This window comes from Sporolactobacillus putidus, assembly GCF_014647035.1.
Lineage (GTDB): Bacteria > Bacillota > Bacilli > Bacillales > Sporolactobacillaceae > Sporolactobacillus > Sporolactobacillus putidus.
Genome location: NZ_BMOK01000001.1, coordinates 99448 through 113600, shown reverse-complemented (window position 1 = coordinate 113600; position 14153 = coordinate 99448). Strand labels below are relative to the sequence as shown.

The 14153-nt window shown below is 50.4% G+C and carries 11 protein-coding genes and 1 pseudogene; 10 read left to right on the top strand and 2 right to left on the bottom strand.

Annotated features, from left to right (window positions below; all coding sequences use genetic code 11):
- Positions 1–5: 5 nt before the first annotated feature.
- Entirely contained in the window at positions 6–335 is a 330-nt protein-coding gene (yajC, locus tag IEX81_RS00625; RefSeq protein WP_188800778.1) for a preprotein translocase subunit YajC, read from the top strand.
- 104 nt (positions 336–439) lie between these two features.
- Here the strand turns inward: yajC and IEX81_RS00620 are convergent, their stop codons facing one another.
- Positions 440–820: a TIGR04086 family membrane protein gene (locus IEX81_RS00620; RefSeq protein WP_188800775.1), complete on the bottom strand. Its 381-nt coding sequence runs from the start codon at positions 818–820 to the stop codon at positions 440–442.
- A 183-nt stretch (positions 821–1003) separates the two neighbouring features.
- On the opposite strand from IEX81_RS00620, the gene IEX81_RS00615 reads away from it, so the two are divergent.
- Positions 1004–1567 (top strand): DUF421 domain-containing protein, encoded by a 564-nt coding sequence (locus tag IEX81_RS00615; protein ID WP_188800774.1) that lies wholly within the window; start codon positions 1004–1006, stop codon positions 1565–1567.
- Here IEX81_RS00615 and spoVB read toward each other — a convergent pair.
- On the bottom strand, positions 1564–3117 hold the full coding sequence (gene spoVB, locus IEX81_RS00610; protein ID WP_188800772.1) for a stage V sporulation protein B: 1554 nt from the start codon (positions 3115–3117) through the stop codon (positions 1564–1566). The two genes, IEX81_RS00615 and spoVB, sit on opposite strands and share 4 nt — an antisense overlap.
- A gap of 224 nt (positions 3118–3341) precedes the next feature.
- Here spoVB and IEX81_RS00605 point away from each other — a divergent pair, with 224 nt between their 5' ends.
- From IEX81_RS00605 to hisS, 8 genes and pseudogenes are all read left to right on the top strand, one after another.
- A complete protein-coding gene (locus tag IEX81_RS00605; protein WP_188800771.1) occupies positions 3342–3632 on the top strand; it encodes a post-transcriptional regulator in 291 nt (96 codons plus the stop codon).
- Positions 3633–3723: 91 nt separating this feature from the next.
- Positions 3724–5965 (top strand): annotated as a pseudogene (gene secD, locus IEX81_RS00600) (protein translocase subunit SecD).
- A gap of 84 nt (positions 5966–6049) precedes the next feature.
- Positions 6050–6400, top strand: a complete 351-nt coding sequence (locus IEX81_RS00595; protein WP_188800769.1) for a LapA family protein — start codon at positions 6050–6052, stop codon at positions 6398–6400.
- Between the two features lie 50 nt (positions 6401–6450).
- Positions 6451–8802 (top strand): single-stranded-DNA-specific exonuclease RecJ, encoded by a 2352-nt coding sequence (recJ, locus tag IEX81_RS00590; RefSeq protein ID WP_188800767.1) that lies wholly within the window; start codon positions 6451–6453, stop codon positions 8800–8802.
- Positions 8792–9304, top strand: coding sequence for an adenine phosphoribosyltransferase (locus tag IEX81_RS00585; protein ID WP_188800765.1), 513 nt, complete (start codon positions 8792–8794; stop codon positions 9302–9304). Before recJ ends, IEX81_RS00585 begins: the two co-directional genes overlap by 11 nt.
- Positions 9305–9519: 215 nt before the next feature.
- Positions 9520–11694, top strand: a complete 2175-nt coding sequence (locus IEX81_RS00580; protein ID WP_188800763.1) for a RelA/SpoT family protein — start codon at positions 9520–9522, stop codon at positions 11692–11694.
- Positions 11695–11775: 81 nt separating this feature from the next.
- Positions 11776–12213 carry a D-aminoacyl-tRNA deacylase gene (dtd, locus tag IEX81_RS00575; protein ID WP_188800761.1) on the top strand — a complete coding sequence of 146 codons (438 nt, stop codon included), beginning with the start codon at positions 11776–11778 and terminating at the stop codon, positions 12211–12213.
- Between the two features lie 672 nt (positions 12214–12885).
- Positions 12886–14151: a histidine--tRNA ligase gene (hisS, locus tag IEX81_RS00570; protein WP_188800759.1), complete on the top strand. Its 1266-nt coding sequence runs from the start codon at positions 12886–12888 to the stop codon at positions 14149–14151.
- Positions 14152–14153: the final 2 nt, after the last annotated feature.

Sequence of the window (14153 nt, the reverse complement as noted above, 5' to 3'; positions counted from 1 at the left end):
TCTCCATGGGCAGTTTAAGTACGTTCATACCACTGATTATTTTTGTCGCTATTTTTTACTTCCTGCTGATCCGCCCTCAGCAAAAAAGGACGAAGGAAACCAAAGAAATGCAGTCGTCATTGTCGCGCGGAGACAAGATCGTCACCATTGGCGGCCTGCAGGGAACCATCGATTCGATCGACGATCAGACTGTGGTTCTCAGGTGCGGAACCAGCAAGCTGACCTTCGAGCGCAGTGCCATTCGCGGTGTACTGAAGAAGTCCGGCGCGAATGTCCACGCCGAAAATGAAAAGAAAGATGCAAAAGAAGAATCTGCAGAAAAAGCGGAAAACTAAAGAAAAAAGCGGCCCCCGAAAAAGGGCCGCTTTTTTTCCAAAACAAGGAAGGGGCAATCGTCGGGACACCGGCTCCGGGTCACTTGCCCGGCCGGAAGTAAAGATTATAAGTGCTTTCCGGCAAAAAAATTGACACCGATCGCCCCGCCGATCGAGCAGGAAGCAATGTTCGCCATATAGAAAACGTATTGCATCGGCCCTGGTGCCTGGTCCAGTCCGAGAAACTGGAAAAACAAGCTGAACAAACAATAAAAAAGGCCGGTGATGGATCCGATCAGGAGTCCTCTCTCTTTCATTTTCGAGCCGGAAATGATCCCGCCCGTGAACAGGGCGATAACCGATATGACGATCGGCAGGACGGATCCGCCGGTTTCCGAATAAGACGTAAACCGCAAAAGGGAAGCAAGCAGAAAAGCAGAGGCAAGGACGATGACAAATGATGCAGCCATTCCATAAGTAACGGCCGTCAGCCAGTTCCGCGCCATTTTTTCACCTCCATGATACGAACGATCTTTTTTAAAACGATTGACGCTTGTCAGTGCCTGTTTACCTTCAATATTATTCGGACAATGAGCGGTTGATGCCAAAAAGAACGTATTTAGTTATTCATGAAATGCTCCGTTCTGTTCATAATAAGCTTAAGAAAAAGAACGTGGAGGGGGAGAAAAATGGGAACGGCGGCCGCCAGAACACTGCTCTTAATTGTCATTATGCTGCTCGGCTTCAGAAACCTGATGGCTGCGAAAATTGGTGACCGGACATTTTCCGAATTCGCCGTTCTTCTGATGGCTGCCGAACTGTCCTTTTTTGCGGTTATCCGGCCAGATGAACCGCTTCTCCCTTTCCTTGTCCCGCTCCTGCTCCTTATCGCCGCTTATCGGCTGCACGTTCTTTTATTCAAGGTCTTTGCGAAACAAGCAATCAGAGAAAGCATATCTTCGCTTTCCCTTAAAGAAGAAAACATCCCGCACCGCCGCTTAGGATTATCAGCGGCAGCCGCCGCGCGCGAACCGTTTTTTTCCGGGGACACGGGTCCGCCGATGGCCCTTCCGCTCATCGAATGCGGAAGGGTGCGCGGAGATAATCTGAAACGTATCGGAAAAACGTATCTGTGGCTGAGACAGGTGCTGCGAAAATTCGGCTATCGCGATATTCGTCAGGTGGATTACCTGACGATCGATCATGCGGGGAATTTCTATATGGATATGAAAGACGGGAAGTCGAAGCATTAGTTCACCCATTTTCCAATTACAGGAAGCTGGCCGAGCTCTTCTCTGTGAATCATCCCGAGAAAAAGAGCAAGGAGCAGATAAAAAGTCGCAATAATCGAGATCAGCGTCAGTGTTCTGGGGAAAAGTGCCCAGTCGGTGAAGGCTCTTCCAATAAGAAAATGGGCAAGAACCCCGGAGCATGCGATGATGATGGCGGTCCGCACATAATCCTTAAGAATCAGGGAGAACCCGATCGTCCTGATAATCAGGGCTGTATGAAGGGCGGTCACGAGAACGACATTGATGCAGATGGCGAGGGCAGCGCCCTTAATGCCGAATTCGGGCCGACTGGTCAGAAGATAAAGCGTGATGATTTTAACTGCCGATCCGATCAGGGTATTGAACATCGCCGCTTTTGCAAGATCCAGCGCTTGAAGGACGGCATGCATCGGTCCCTGAAAATAGAAAATCATGAAGAAGGGTGCCATGATGCGGAGCAGATCTGAGGAGGAAGGTGAGTCATAGATCAGCGTCATCAGCGGTTCGGCGAAGGAAAAAGTGACGACGAGGGAGAGCCCGCCGGTCAGCATGGCGATCCGCAGTGCCTGATTAAGCCGGAAATGGATCATGCCGTATGATTTTCTGGCGTAGGCTTCGCTGATCGCCGGAACAAGCGAAACGTGAAGGGCGTGCGTGATAAAGCTGGGCAAAAGAAGCAGAGTCAGCGCGTATCCGGTCAGCTGTCCGTACAATTCCGCTGAAGCTTTGATCGAAAATCCGGCCAGAACGAGACTGTTTGAGACGACGATCGGTTCGAAAAAGTTGCTGAGCGAGCCGATCAGCCGGCTTCCCATGGTCGGAAGACCGATTCCGAGAAGCTGCCGGAGGATGGAGCGGTTGCGTTGAATGGAATTCCGAAATCCTGTACGGATGCGGAGCCCCCCTTCTTTTCTGAAGGCGCGGAGCATGTACACCAGCGAAGCGCACTCCCCCGCGGATCCGGCAATCATGGCGCCGGCCGCCGCATACTCGACACCATGCGGCATCAGGAGGCTGGCCAGCACGGCGACAAGGGAAATGCGGACGACTTGTTCGACAATGCCTGAATAAGCGTAAGGCTTCATGTTCCGGATGCCCTGAAAATAGCCGCGCAGAACCGAACTGACGGCAACGATCGGAATTACGGGCGTAATGGCGATCAGCGGATAGATGACGCGCGTATCGGCAAACAGGAATTTTGCAGAAAGAGGAATCATCAGCAGCATGGACGCGGTCAGTATGACACCGGCGCTGCCGACAATGGCCAGCGACAAGGAGAGAATCTTCTTTATCTTTCTTTGATCCCCGAAAGTCTCCGCTTCGGCAACCAGTTTAGAAATGGCTACGGGGAGGCCGAGTTCCGTTAGCGTGACAACAAGAAGCATGGCCGGGAAAGCCATCATGTACAGGCCGACGCCTTCGGACCCGATGACCCTTGCAAGAACCATGCCGTTTACCATGCCCAGAATGCGTGTGAACAGTCCCGCAGCCATTAATATAAGTGATCCGGTTAAGAAAGATTGCCGTGTCATTGATTGTCCGCCTTTTTCTGCCGTATTGCGGTGAAGAAAACAAATGCCGCGTGCATATCGGATTATATGCAGCGAGCCCGGCCGAGCATGACAAGCCTTCCTTTATGAATCATCCGGACCGGGGACGCATCTTCCGAAACAGAGAAAAGCTTTCAGCGGCCGGGAAATTGTGTTTCGTATTACACGCCAGTTATGCTATGATAAACATTATGGGAGGAATCTGAATGCCGGAAGCATGCGATGATATGGAAAAATGGCGGAGCGCAATCGGACCGTTTTTGCAGAGCAAACTGGATGAATTTCACCTGCTGGGTCTGAATCATCTGACGATGGATGAATTCTGGAATTTTGCGAAAGAAAGGCTGGAAAGGAAAAAAGAGGACAAGCCTGAACGAATACATGAGGTGGTGGCTGAGGTCATGTCGCTGACTGTGAACGATTATATGAACAAGCTGCGTATGGATATTTTTAAAGACAGTCCGGTCGGCCTTGGCGACGGCCCGCTATTCAAATAAACCATTTATGCGGATTGCCTCGAGGTACGGCTTGGCACCGGAGAAGGCCATGCCTTCTGGCGGAGAAAGAGAAGGGAGCAAGTTAAAGATTATGGTAAAAAAAGGACCGTTGTTTTCCTTTTTTGCAATCCTGATTGTTTTGGCAATCATACTTAGTTTTGCGACGGTGCCCATCATACATAATGTGAAGCTGGGCCTTGATCTGAAAGGCGGTTTTGAAGTGCTTTATCAGATCAAACCGCTTAAAGCGGGACAGAAGATCGACAGCAATACAATGAGCAACGCCGTGGCCGCAATCAACAAGCGCATCAATGTCCTCGGCGTGAGCGAGCCAAGCATTTCCATCGAAAACGGCAACCGGATCCGTGTTCAGCTTCCGGGCGTAAAGGATGAAAAACGGGCCCGCCAGCTGCTGTCGACAACTGCCGTCCTGACTTTCAGGGATTATAAGGACAATCTGATGATGGACGGGAGCGATCTTCAGCCCGGAAAGGCCAATGTGGCTTTCGATCAGTTGAACCATCCGATGGTTACGCTGCAGCTGAAAGATCCGGCTAGGTTCGCCAGCGTCACGAAAAAAATTCTTGCCGAAGCACCGAACAATGTACTCGTGATTTGGCTGGATTATCAGAAGGGCGATTCTTTCCTTAAAGAGGTTTCGCAGAAAAATCACAAGTTTATCTCCGCGCCTCAGGTCAGTCAGGTCCTGAACACGACCGATGTACAGATCACGGGAATGGCCTCGGTACAGGAAGCAACCAACCTGAAGGATTTGCTGAATTCAGGCTCGCTGCCGGTCAAGATGACTGAAATCTATTCGGATTCGGTCGGCGCGCAGTTCGGCCAGAATTCAATGACTCAGACACTGTTTGCGGGCGCGCTCGGAGTAGCGGCGATTCTGCTGTTCATGCTCGCTTTTTACAGACTCGGCGGCCTGATCGCGGATCTCACGCTTGTATTTTACGTTTATATCGTTATGTCGGTCTTCGTCGGTCTTCAGGCTGTTCTGACGCTGCCGGGAATCGCGGCGCTGATCCTCGGAATCGGGATGGCAGTCGATGCGAATATTATCACTCTGGAGCGTATCAAGGATGAGATCCGAAGCGGCAAGTCGATCCTGTCGGCGTTCAAATCGGGAAATCAGCGGGCTCTGCCAACGGTTGTGGATGCCAATATGACGACCATTATTGCCGCAGGAGTTCTCTTTTCATTCGGTAACAGCGCCGTCAAAGGTTTTGCCGTGATGCTTCTGATCAGCAACATCATCACGCTCATCACATCGGTTTACGGTGCGCGCCTGTTCCTCGGCCTTCTGATCCGGAGCAGGGCGCTCAACGACAGACCGGGCCTGTTCGGTGTCAGGAGGAGTGATATTCGTGAATAATAAGCAGAATATGAACTATAAACATTACAATAAGTTTTACGACCATCTGGATTTCATCAAATACAGAAATGTATTCTTTATTTTTTCAACCGCGCTGATTCTGATCGGGATTATTTCCTTGTTTGTTTTCCGGCTGAACTTGGGTATAGATTTTACCAGCGGGACGCGAATTGACGTGCAGAGCAGCCAGCCGCTGTCGGTAACCAAAGTCAGCAAGGTTTTTACGGATCTCGGCTATCAGCCGGGCCAGCCGACCGTATCGGGCAATAATAATAACACAGTAACGGTTGCCCTCAATAAGGAATTGAATCAGCAACAGGTAGCTTCGATCAAGAGTGCCGTTCAAAGCAGCTTCGGTGTGAATCCCAATGTCAGCACGGTTTCACCGCAGGTAGGACGCGATCTGGCAAAAAATGCTTTTTACGCCCTGATCCTCGCCTCAGTCTTTATCATCATCTATGTGTGGATCCGTTTTGAATTTCTTCAGGGGCTGACAGCGGTTCTTGCCCTGATTCATGACGCTTTCATTATTGTCACCGTGTTCAGCCTGTTTCACATTGAGGTCAGTATCTTGTTTATTTCAGCCGTCCTGACGATTGTCGGCTATTCGATCAACGATACCATTGTGACATTCGACCGTGTCAGGGAAAACATCAAACTCAGCAGAAAGCGGCTGACGACGTTCGAGGAGCTGGGGGCCATCGTCAACCTGAGTATTCGGGAAACACTGACACGGTCTGTGAATACGGTCCTGACCGTTCTCTTTCCGGTCATTTTCCTGCTGATCTTTGGCAGCGAGTCGATCCGCACGTTCACAATCGCTTTGTTTGTCGGCCTGATCTGCGGCGTCTACTCGTCGATTTGTATTGCCTGCCCGCTATGGGCAGTGCTGAAGGCACGTTATCTGGCGGACCGCAAGCGAAAAAGAACGGTACAGCCGCAAGCCTGAGCATTTTCGGAAGAGAAAGACAGACCTTGATTCCGTCTTTCTTTTCTTTTTTTTCAATAATTACCTTGATAGGGGGCAAAGACAGTGAAAAAACAATGGAGTCTGCTTTTTGCGCTGATCTTTACTTTAATCGTCGTTCTCTTTTCTATCGGGAATGTGGAGAATGTGACTTTTAACTTCCTGTTCGGCAATGCAAGGCTTCCGCTGATTCTGATCATCCTTGGCTTTTTTCTGCTCGGCTCATTGCTTGTCGGCTTATTCACTTATTATAAAATATACGTACAGCAGCGCCGTATCAGGCAGCTTGAGCGCGAAATCCGCCGTCTGAGTGAGCTCCATCCTGATGATGGAAACCGAATAGCCACGGACGGGCGGCCTGAAGATGAAGAGAAAGAAACCCGTTCTTCCAGGCGACGCTCTTTACTAAAAAAATAAGGTATCATCTATGAAAGCGTAAAATAATAGTGAAGGAGGTGGAGAGGCGGTTGTTAAAGTCAAACTATCGGTGGATTTTGAAGCGCGCGGATGAAGAAAAGGTGCGTGCATTGACAGATGCGCTGCACATTTCCACTCTGACCGCACGCCTCCTTGTGTTGCGCGGGATTGACCGGCCGAATAAAGCCGACATCTTTTTACACACAGAAAAGGCGCAGTTTCATGATCCGATGAAGATGCTGGGCATGAAAGAAGCAGCGGAGAGGATCATCCGGGCGGTCCGTGATCAGGAAGTGATCCGGGTGTTCGGTGATTATGACGCGGACGGTGTGACCTCAACCGCACTTTTGATCAGGGCACTCAGAAAAATGGGTGCGCGGGTCACAAGCTATATCCCCAACCGATTCAAAGACGGGTACGGACCAAACGTTCGCGCGGTTGAGAAAGCAGAGGAGGATCGGGTAGGACTGATTGTGACCGTTGACTCCGGAATTGCCGCATTGGAAGCCGCCTCAAGAGCAAGGAAGCTGGGAATCGATTACATCGTTACCGATCACCATGAACCGCCGGCAGTCCTGCCGAATGCGTTCGCCATTCTGAACCCGAAACAGCCCGGATGCGATTATCCGTTTAAAGGACTTTCCGGTGCGGGCGTGGCGCTGAAACTTGTTCAGGCGGTCTGTCCCGATCAGCTGAATGACGGCTGGATCGCCTTGGCTTCTGTCGGAACCGTTGCCGATCTTGTACCGATGCGCGATGAAAACCGCCTGATTGTCTCAAAAGGGCTCAGGGCAATGGACGGGGGATCGCTTGCAGGGATCGATGCTCTGAAAATAAAAGCCGGAATCAACGGGACCATGGACAGCGATATGATTGGTTTTCAGTTGGCACCCAGGCTCAACGCAGCGGGCAGGCTGGCCGATGCGGACGCTGCTTTATGCTTGCTGCTCGCAGACAGCGCCGGGGAGGCCGCTCCGCTCGCTGACAGGCTGGAGGAGCTGAACCGGCAAAGAAAAGCGCTGGCTGATAAAATCATGATTGAAGCCGATAAAGAGGCTTCCGGCTATTATCGCCGCGGCGACAAGGCCCTGGTGCTTGCGGGGAAAAACTGGCACCAGGGTGTGATCGGTATCGTAGCCTCGCGGATTGTTGAGAAATACTACCGGCCGACAATCATTCTCAGTATCGATGAGCAAAGCGGAGCGGCCAAGGGATCCGGACGCAGCATTGACGGATTCAACCTTTATCGGGGACTGGAGAGAAGCTCGGAACATCTGACGCAGTTCGGAGGACATCAAATGGCGGCCGGGCTGTCGCTCCCGGAGGAAGAGATTGACGCCTTCAGAGAAGACTTCAATCTTGCGGCAGCCGAGTCTCTGGATGATCAGGCTTTCGTTCCCCGGCTCGCCGTAGACGGTGAGTGCACCCCGGATCAGATTACGGTGGATCAAATTGAAGAACTGGATAAAATGGCACCTTTCGGCACAGACAATCCCCGCCCGACATTCCGGATGGATACGGTCAGGCTCTCAAAAATCAGTGCCGCGGGAAGAGAAAAAGCTCATCTGAAAGTGACATTTCAAGGCCGGGAGAAAGAGCTCGACGGGATCGGATTCGGACTTGGTGGACGGCTGGAACAGATCTCGCCGATTGACTGCCCCACTGTGATTGGCAACTGCTCGATTAATGAGTGGAACGGATTCAGAAAACCGCAGTTTTTAATTGAAGACTTATGTATCGATGGTCCGCAGATTTTCGACTGGCGCTCCGAGCAGAGAATCCGTGAAAAAATCTCCGCGCTCCCATCCGAATCTGCCACGCTGCTTGCTTTTCATCCGGAAAGTGCGGAGAGGCTGCGGATCGGGAACAGCGTCACACTGTTTGAACCGGGCATGTCCGTCAGCCGTCCGAACCTTGTGCTGCTCGATCTTCCCGAGCAGGAAGATCAGTTGTCCGAACTGACCGTGAACAGTCCGCGGGTTCACAGGGTTTATGCCGTGTTCTACCATCAACGGGAACACTACTTTTCCTCATTTCCGTCGCGAAACCACTTTGTCTGGTATTATGCCCTGATACGGCAGGAACATTCTTTCATGCTGGATGTCATGGCCCAAAAGATCGCGCGCTACAAAGGATGGCCTGAGCGGACCATTCATTTTATGACAAAGGTGTTTTTTGAACTCGGTTTTGTTAAAATAGAAAAAGGTTTGCTGACAGAAAATTCCGCACCGGTAAAGGCGCCATTGACTGCTTCTTTAACCTATCGGAAAGAAAAGAAGCAGCTGGAACTTGAAGACCTTTTTTGTTATTCCCCGCTTTCTTCACTGAAAACGTGGTTTGAGAAACAGATGAAGTACCGTGATAAAGCTACTGAGCCGGAGGGGACCATGAATGGATTATAAAAAGTATATTAAATCAGTGCAGGATTTTCCGAATAAGGGAATTAATTTCAGAGATATCACTTCACTGCTTCAGGAAGGGCCTGTCTACAAGTCGGCGATTGATGACCTCGCTGAATTTGCGAAAGACAGAGGAGCGGAAACGGTCGTCGGACCGGAGGCACGCGGATTTGTCATCGGCGGTCCGCTCGCTTATTCTCTGGGCGTGGGCTTTGTTCCCGTAAGAAAACCGGGAAAGCTGCCGCGGGAAGTGGCGACAGTATCCTACGAAAAGGAATATGGCCTCGACGAGCTCTGCATCCATAAGGACTCGATCAAGCCTGGACAGCGTGTGCTTGTGATCGACGACCTGCTGGCGACGGGAGGTACGATCGAAGCAACGATCAAGCTCGTCAAACGTCTGGGCGGCGTCATTGCCGGTGTGGCTTTCTTGATTGAACTGACTGAACTGGGCGGAAGGAAACTTTTATCGGATTACGACGTACTTTCACTGATTGAGTTTTAACTGGGACGTCAGTCGGAGTGCCTTGAATAAGGGCACTCTTTTTCTCACTTTTTTCCTCTCCCGCGCCTTTCGCTTTCGCAGGAAAACCGGTCTTTTGTCTGCTCCTGAGGCGGATGGCGGGGCGGTCCCTGCAAAGGCTTTACATTAACCTTGTTTTCTCTGATAATAGTGATAATACAATCCGGAAATGAGGCATCGCATAAGGTGATGGGAATATGACGATGGATGAATTAATCAAAAAGGCCTCTTCTTATCTCGATGCAAAGGATCTTGCGTCGATCAAAGAAGCCTATGATTTTGCGAATAAGGCGCATAACGGACAAATGCGCAAATCGGGTGAGCCGTATATTACGCATCCGGTGGAAGTGGCCGGCATACTGGTTAACCTGAAAATGGATGCAACGACCATTATCAGCGGCTTCCTTCACGACGTGGTTGAAGACACCCCGATTACGCTCGACGACATCCGCAGCACGTTCGGCAACAATGTCGCCACGCTCGTTGACGGAGTCACCAAACTGAGGCATTTTGAATATACGTCAAAAGAGGATCAGCAGGCGGAAAATCACCGGAAGATGTTCGTCGCCATGGCTCGCGACCTCCGATGCGTCATTGTGAAGCTTGCCGATCGGCTGCATAATATGCGCACACTGAAATTCATGAGCAAGGAGAAGCAAATCCAGAAGGCGAATGAGACACTTGAAATATTTGCTCCGCTTGCCAATCGTTTGGGCATATCGGCGATAAAATGGGAACTTGAAGATATATCGCTCCGTTACCTGAAGCCGCAACAGTACTATAAAATTGTCAACTTGATGAAACAAAAAAGGGAAGAGCGGGAGGCCTATATTGCGCAGGTTGTCGAGGACCTGAAGGAATACGTTAAATCGGTTGAGATTGAAGCAGAAATCTCCGGACGACCGAAACATATTTACAGTATTTATCGAAAAATGGTGAATCAGCACAAACAATTTAATGAAATCTACGACTTGTTTGCCGTTCGGATCATCGTAAAGAGCATCAAAGACTGTTACGCCATTCTCGGCATCATTCATACACACTGGAAGCCGATGCCGGGCCGCTTCAAGGATTACATCGCGATGCCGAAGGCGAACATGTACCAGTCTCTTCACACAACTGTGATCGGTCCGAAAGGTGATCCCCTTGAAGTGCAGATCCGGACCGAGGAGATGCACGATGTCGCCGAATATGGTATCGCGGCGCACTGGGCCTATAAGGAAGGAAAAACAAGGAACATCAATAATAAATTTGAAGACAAGCTGACCTGGTTCCGTGAAATTCTTGAGTACCAGAATGAGACGGACGACGCGAAAGAATTTATGGAAACGCTCAAAATGGATTTGTTCTCCGATACAGTATTCGTGTTCACGCCTAAAGGGGACGTGATCGAGCTTCCGGTCGGTTCCGTGCCGATTGATTTCGCCTACCGGATTCACACGGAAATCGGCAATAAAACGGTTGGCGCCAAGGTCAACGGAAAGATGGTACCTCTCGATTATAAACTGAAGACCGGCGATATTGTCGAAGTGATGACGTCGAAGCATTCGTACGGACCCAGCCGCGACTGGCTGAAGATCGCCCAAAGTTCGGCGGTAAAAAACAAGATCAGGCAGTGGTTCAAGCGGCAGCAGCGTCAGGAAAATGTGGCGAACGGCAGGGAACTGATTGAAAAGGAACTGAGAAGCCAGGGAATCAGCCTGAAAGACACGCTGACTGAAGAAAATATCGCCAATGTTGTGAAAAAGTATAACTTTTCTCATGAAAATGAACTGTTCGCTGCGGTCGGTTTTAACGGTATTCCAGCGAAACAGGTCGTCTCAAGACTAATTGAAGACGATAAAAGGGACAAAGAAGCGGAATCGGACGAAGTGGTCAAACAGTTTCCCGAGTCAAAAAATTCCGTGACTCGCCGCCGGACATCGCTCGGTGTGCGTGTCAAAGGTATCGACAATCTGCTGATCCGGCTTGCCCGCTGCTGCAACCCCGTCCCTGGTGATGCGATCATCGGCTACATCACAAAGGGAAGAGGGGTAACGATCCATCGCGTTGACTGTCCGAACATCAAGAATGAGGATGCTCATGAACGGCTGATGGAAGTGGAATGGGAGAATAATGAGGAGAAATCGAAAGAGTACAACGTGGACATCGAGATAACGGGTTATGATCGCAACGGCTTGCTTAATGAAGTACTGCAGTGCGTGTCGGATGCCCATACAGCAATCAACGCGGTATCGGGAAGAGCCGATAAAAACAAAGTCGCATCGATTCATATGACGATCGCGATTACGAATATCAGCCATCTGCGCCGCGTGGTTGACAAAATCAAGCGCCTTCCGGATATTTATTCTGTGCGCCGCGTGATGCAGTAATCAGAAGTATTAGCCCATGAGGAAGATAGATAACATGGTTAAGCCGGGCGGTTCGATTATGGGGAAAAGGGTGAGGCGGTCGTGAAGGTTGTTGTACAGAGAGTGAAGAAGGCCAGTGTTGAAATTGAAGGAACGACAATCGGACAGATCAATCAGGGGCTGATGTTGCTTGTCGGTATTAAAAGAGGAGACACGGTTGAAGATATCGCTTATGCGGCCGATAAAATTGCCGGTCTGCGTATTTTTGAAGATCAGGAAGGGAAAATGAACCGCTCAATCATCGATGCCGGCGGAGAGATTCTGTCCGTCTCGCAGTTTACACTGTATGGAGATACGGCACATGGAAGGCGGCCGAGCTTCATCGAGGCCGCGCGTCCGGAAGAAGCCGAACCTCTCTACGAGGCCTTCAATGCAAGGCTAAGAAGCCGGGGAATCTCGGTCTCGACCGGGCGGTTCGGCGCGATGATGGCGGTGTCACTGATCAATGATGGACCGGTCACCATTATTATTGAAAAGTAAAGGAAATTGATCTCTGGCGGTCAGAGTTTAGGAATCCATGAACCTCTGCAAGCGGAAATCGGGCGTTTCCAGACTATATTGCCGCCCGCGTAATTATATTGCTATTCAGAAAAACTAATTACGAATTCACACACCACGGTCCGGATATATACATGAGTTAAAGGGAGACACATTTAAAAAAATTCGTTGCCCATGGGCAATTTGTTTTTCGTTAAACCTTGACATATTGCCTCATCATTCGTACTATTAAGGAACAAAGCCAGTGACGAAGAGGTTCCGCAGGTTTGCTGTCAAAGAGAAGGTGCACCATAGGCTGAGAGCGCACCGGGCGAAATGCGTCTGCGGGCGGACACTTCCGAGGCATTTTTCTGAAGAACAGGGCTTTAAATGAAAGCTCATGTCATGTAGGAAAAGTCGTCCGCCGGGCGTTAACCGGATTGAGAGGAAACATCGGCTGATGTTTCAATTTAAGGGTGGCACCGCGAATGTTTATTCGTCCCTTGTTCGTCTTTTATCTGACGGACAGGGGGCTTTTTATTATCCCGCAATTTTTTAACAGAGTCAGTTTGATACGGAGGAAAAAAGGCCCGCATTCGGCAGCAATTTTTCCCGGATTGACCGAGCATCCTCTTAGAAAGAGAAAACGGGAATGAGATGAAGGAGGAATACCATTTGCTTATCCAAATACCGCGTGGAACCTACGATGTTCTGCCGGAAGACTCGGAAGTCTGGCAGAAGATTGAAGAGACTGCCAGAAAAGTGTGCGCTTTGTTCAATTACAAAGAAATCCGCACACCTATTTTTGAATCCACCGACTTATTTCAAAGGGGTGTCGGGGATACAACGGACATTGTGCAAAAAGAAATGTACAACTTTAAAGACAGGGGCGAACGCAGCCTGACCCTCCGGCCGGAGGGAACAGCATCCGTCGTTCGCTCCTTTGTCGAGCACAAGCTGTTCGGGCTTCCAAACCAGCCTGCTAAACTGTACTACATCGGACCGATGTTCCGCTATGAACGGCCGCAGTCGGGAAGAACACGCCAGTTTACCCAATTCGGGGTTGAGGTGCTCGGTTCAAAAGATCCTTCAGTTGATGCGGAAATCATTGCACTGGCAATGACTTTCTACAAGACGCTCGGCCTGAAGAAGCTGAAGCTTGTTCTGAACAGCCTCGGCGACCCGGAGAGCCGTGCGGCGCACCACGAAGCGCTGATTGCGCACTTCAAACCGTCCATCGGCGAGTTCTGCGAAGACTGCCGGAACAGGCTTGAAAAAAATCCGCTGCGTATCCTGGACTGCAAGAAAGACCACGATCATCCGCTGATGAAAACGGCACCCTCGATCATTGATTTTCTGACAGAGCCCGCACGCGATTATTTTGAAAAAGTGAAGGGCATTCTGGATGAGATGGGGATCGCCTATGAACTCGATCCGACACTTGTCAGAGGCTTGGACTACTATAATCATACGACTTTTGAAATCATGGGATCGAGCAAAGGCGCGATTACTACACTGACCGGGGGAGGCAGGTACAACGGCCTCGTCAGTGAACTGGGCGGGCCGGAAACGCCGGGCGTTGGTTTCGCCCTCAGCATCGAACGGCTTCTGCTCGCTCTTGAAGTCGAAAACATTTCACTGAAAAGCGAAACGTCGCTTGACTGTTTTATCGCAGCGATCGGTGAGGAGGCCGGAAGGAAAGCGGCCGTCATTCTGAACGAGCTGCGTCAGGCGGGGCTCAGAGCCGACAAGGATTACATGGACAGGAAAGTTAAAGCGCAGTTCAAACAGGCCGACAGGGACCGTTCCGGATTTGTCATTGTCATCGGCGACGAAGAGCTGCAGGCGCAGGCGGCGAAGGTCAGGAATATGGCAGACGGCAGCCAGGAAGAAGTCGCGTTTACAGAACTTGCGGACTATTTAAAAGCGAAAATCAATTAATG

Coding starts and splice junctions, on each gene's coding strand:
- IEX81_RS00620 (WP_188800775.1), bottom strand. CDS start 820: ATGGCGCGGAACTGGCTGACGGCCGTTACTTATGGAATGGCTGCATCA.
- yajC (WP_188800778.1), top strand. CDS start 6: ATGGGCAGTTTAAGTACGTTCATACCACTGATTATTTTTGTCGCTATT.
- IEX81_RS00605 (WP_188800771.1), top strand. CDS start 3,342: ATGCCGGAAGCATGCGATGATATGGAAAAATGGCGGAGCGCAATCGGA.
- spoVB (WP_188800772.1), bottom strand. CDS start 3,117: ATGACACGGCAATCTTTCTTAACCGGATCACTTATATTAATGGCTGCG.
- IEX81_RS00585 (WP_188800765.1), top strand. CDS start 8,792: ATGGATTATAAAAAGTATATTAAATCAGTGCAGGATTTTCCGAATAAG.
- IEX81_RS00580 (WP_188800763.1), top strand. CDS start 9,520: ATGACGATGGATGAATTAATCAAAAAGGCCTCTTCTTATCTCGATGCA.
- IEX81_RS00615 (WP_188800774.1), top strand. CDS start 1,004: ATGGGAACGGCGGCCGCCAGAACACTGCTCTTAATTGTCATTATGCTG.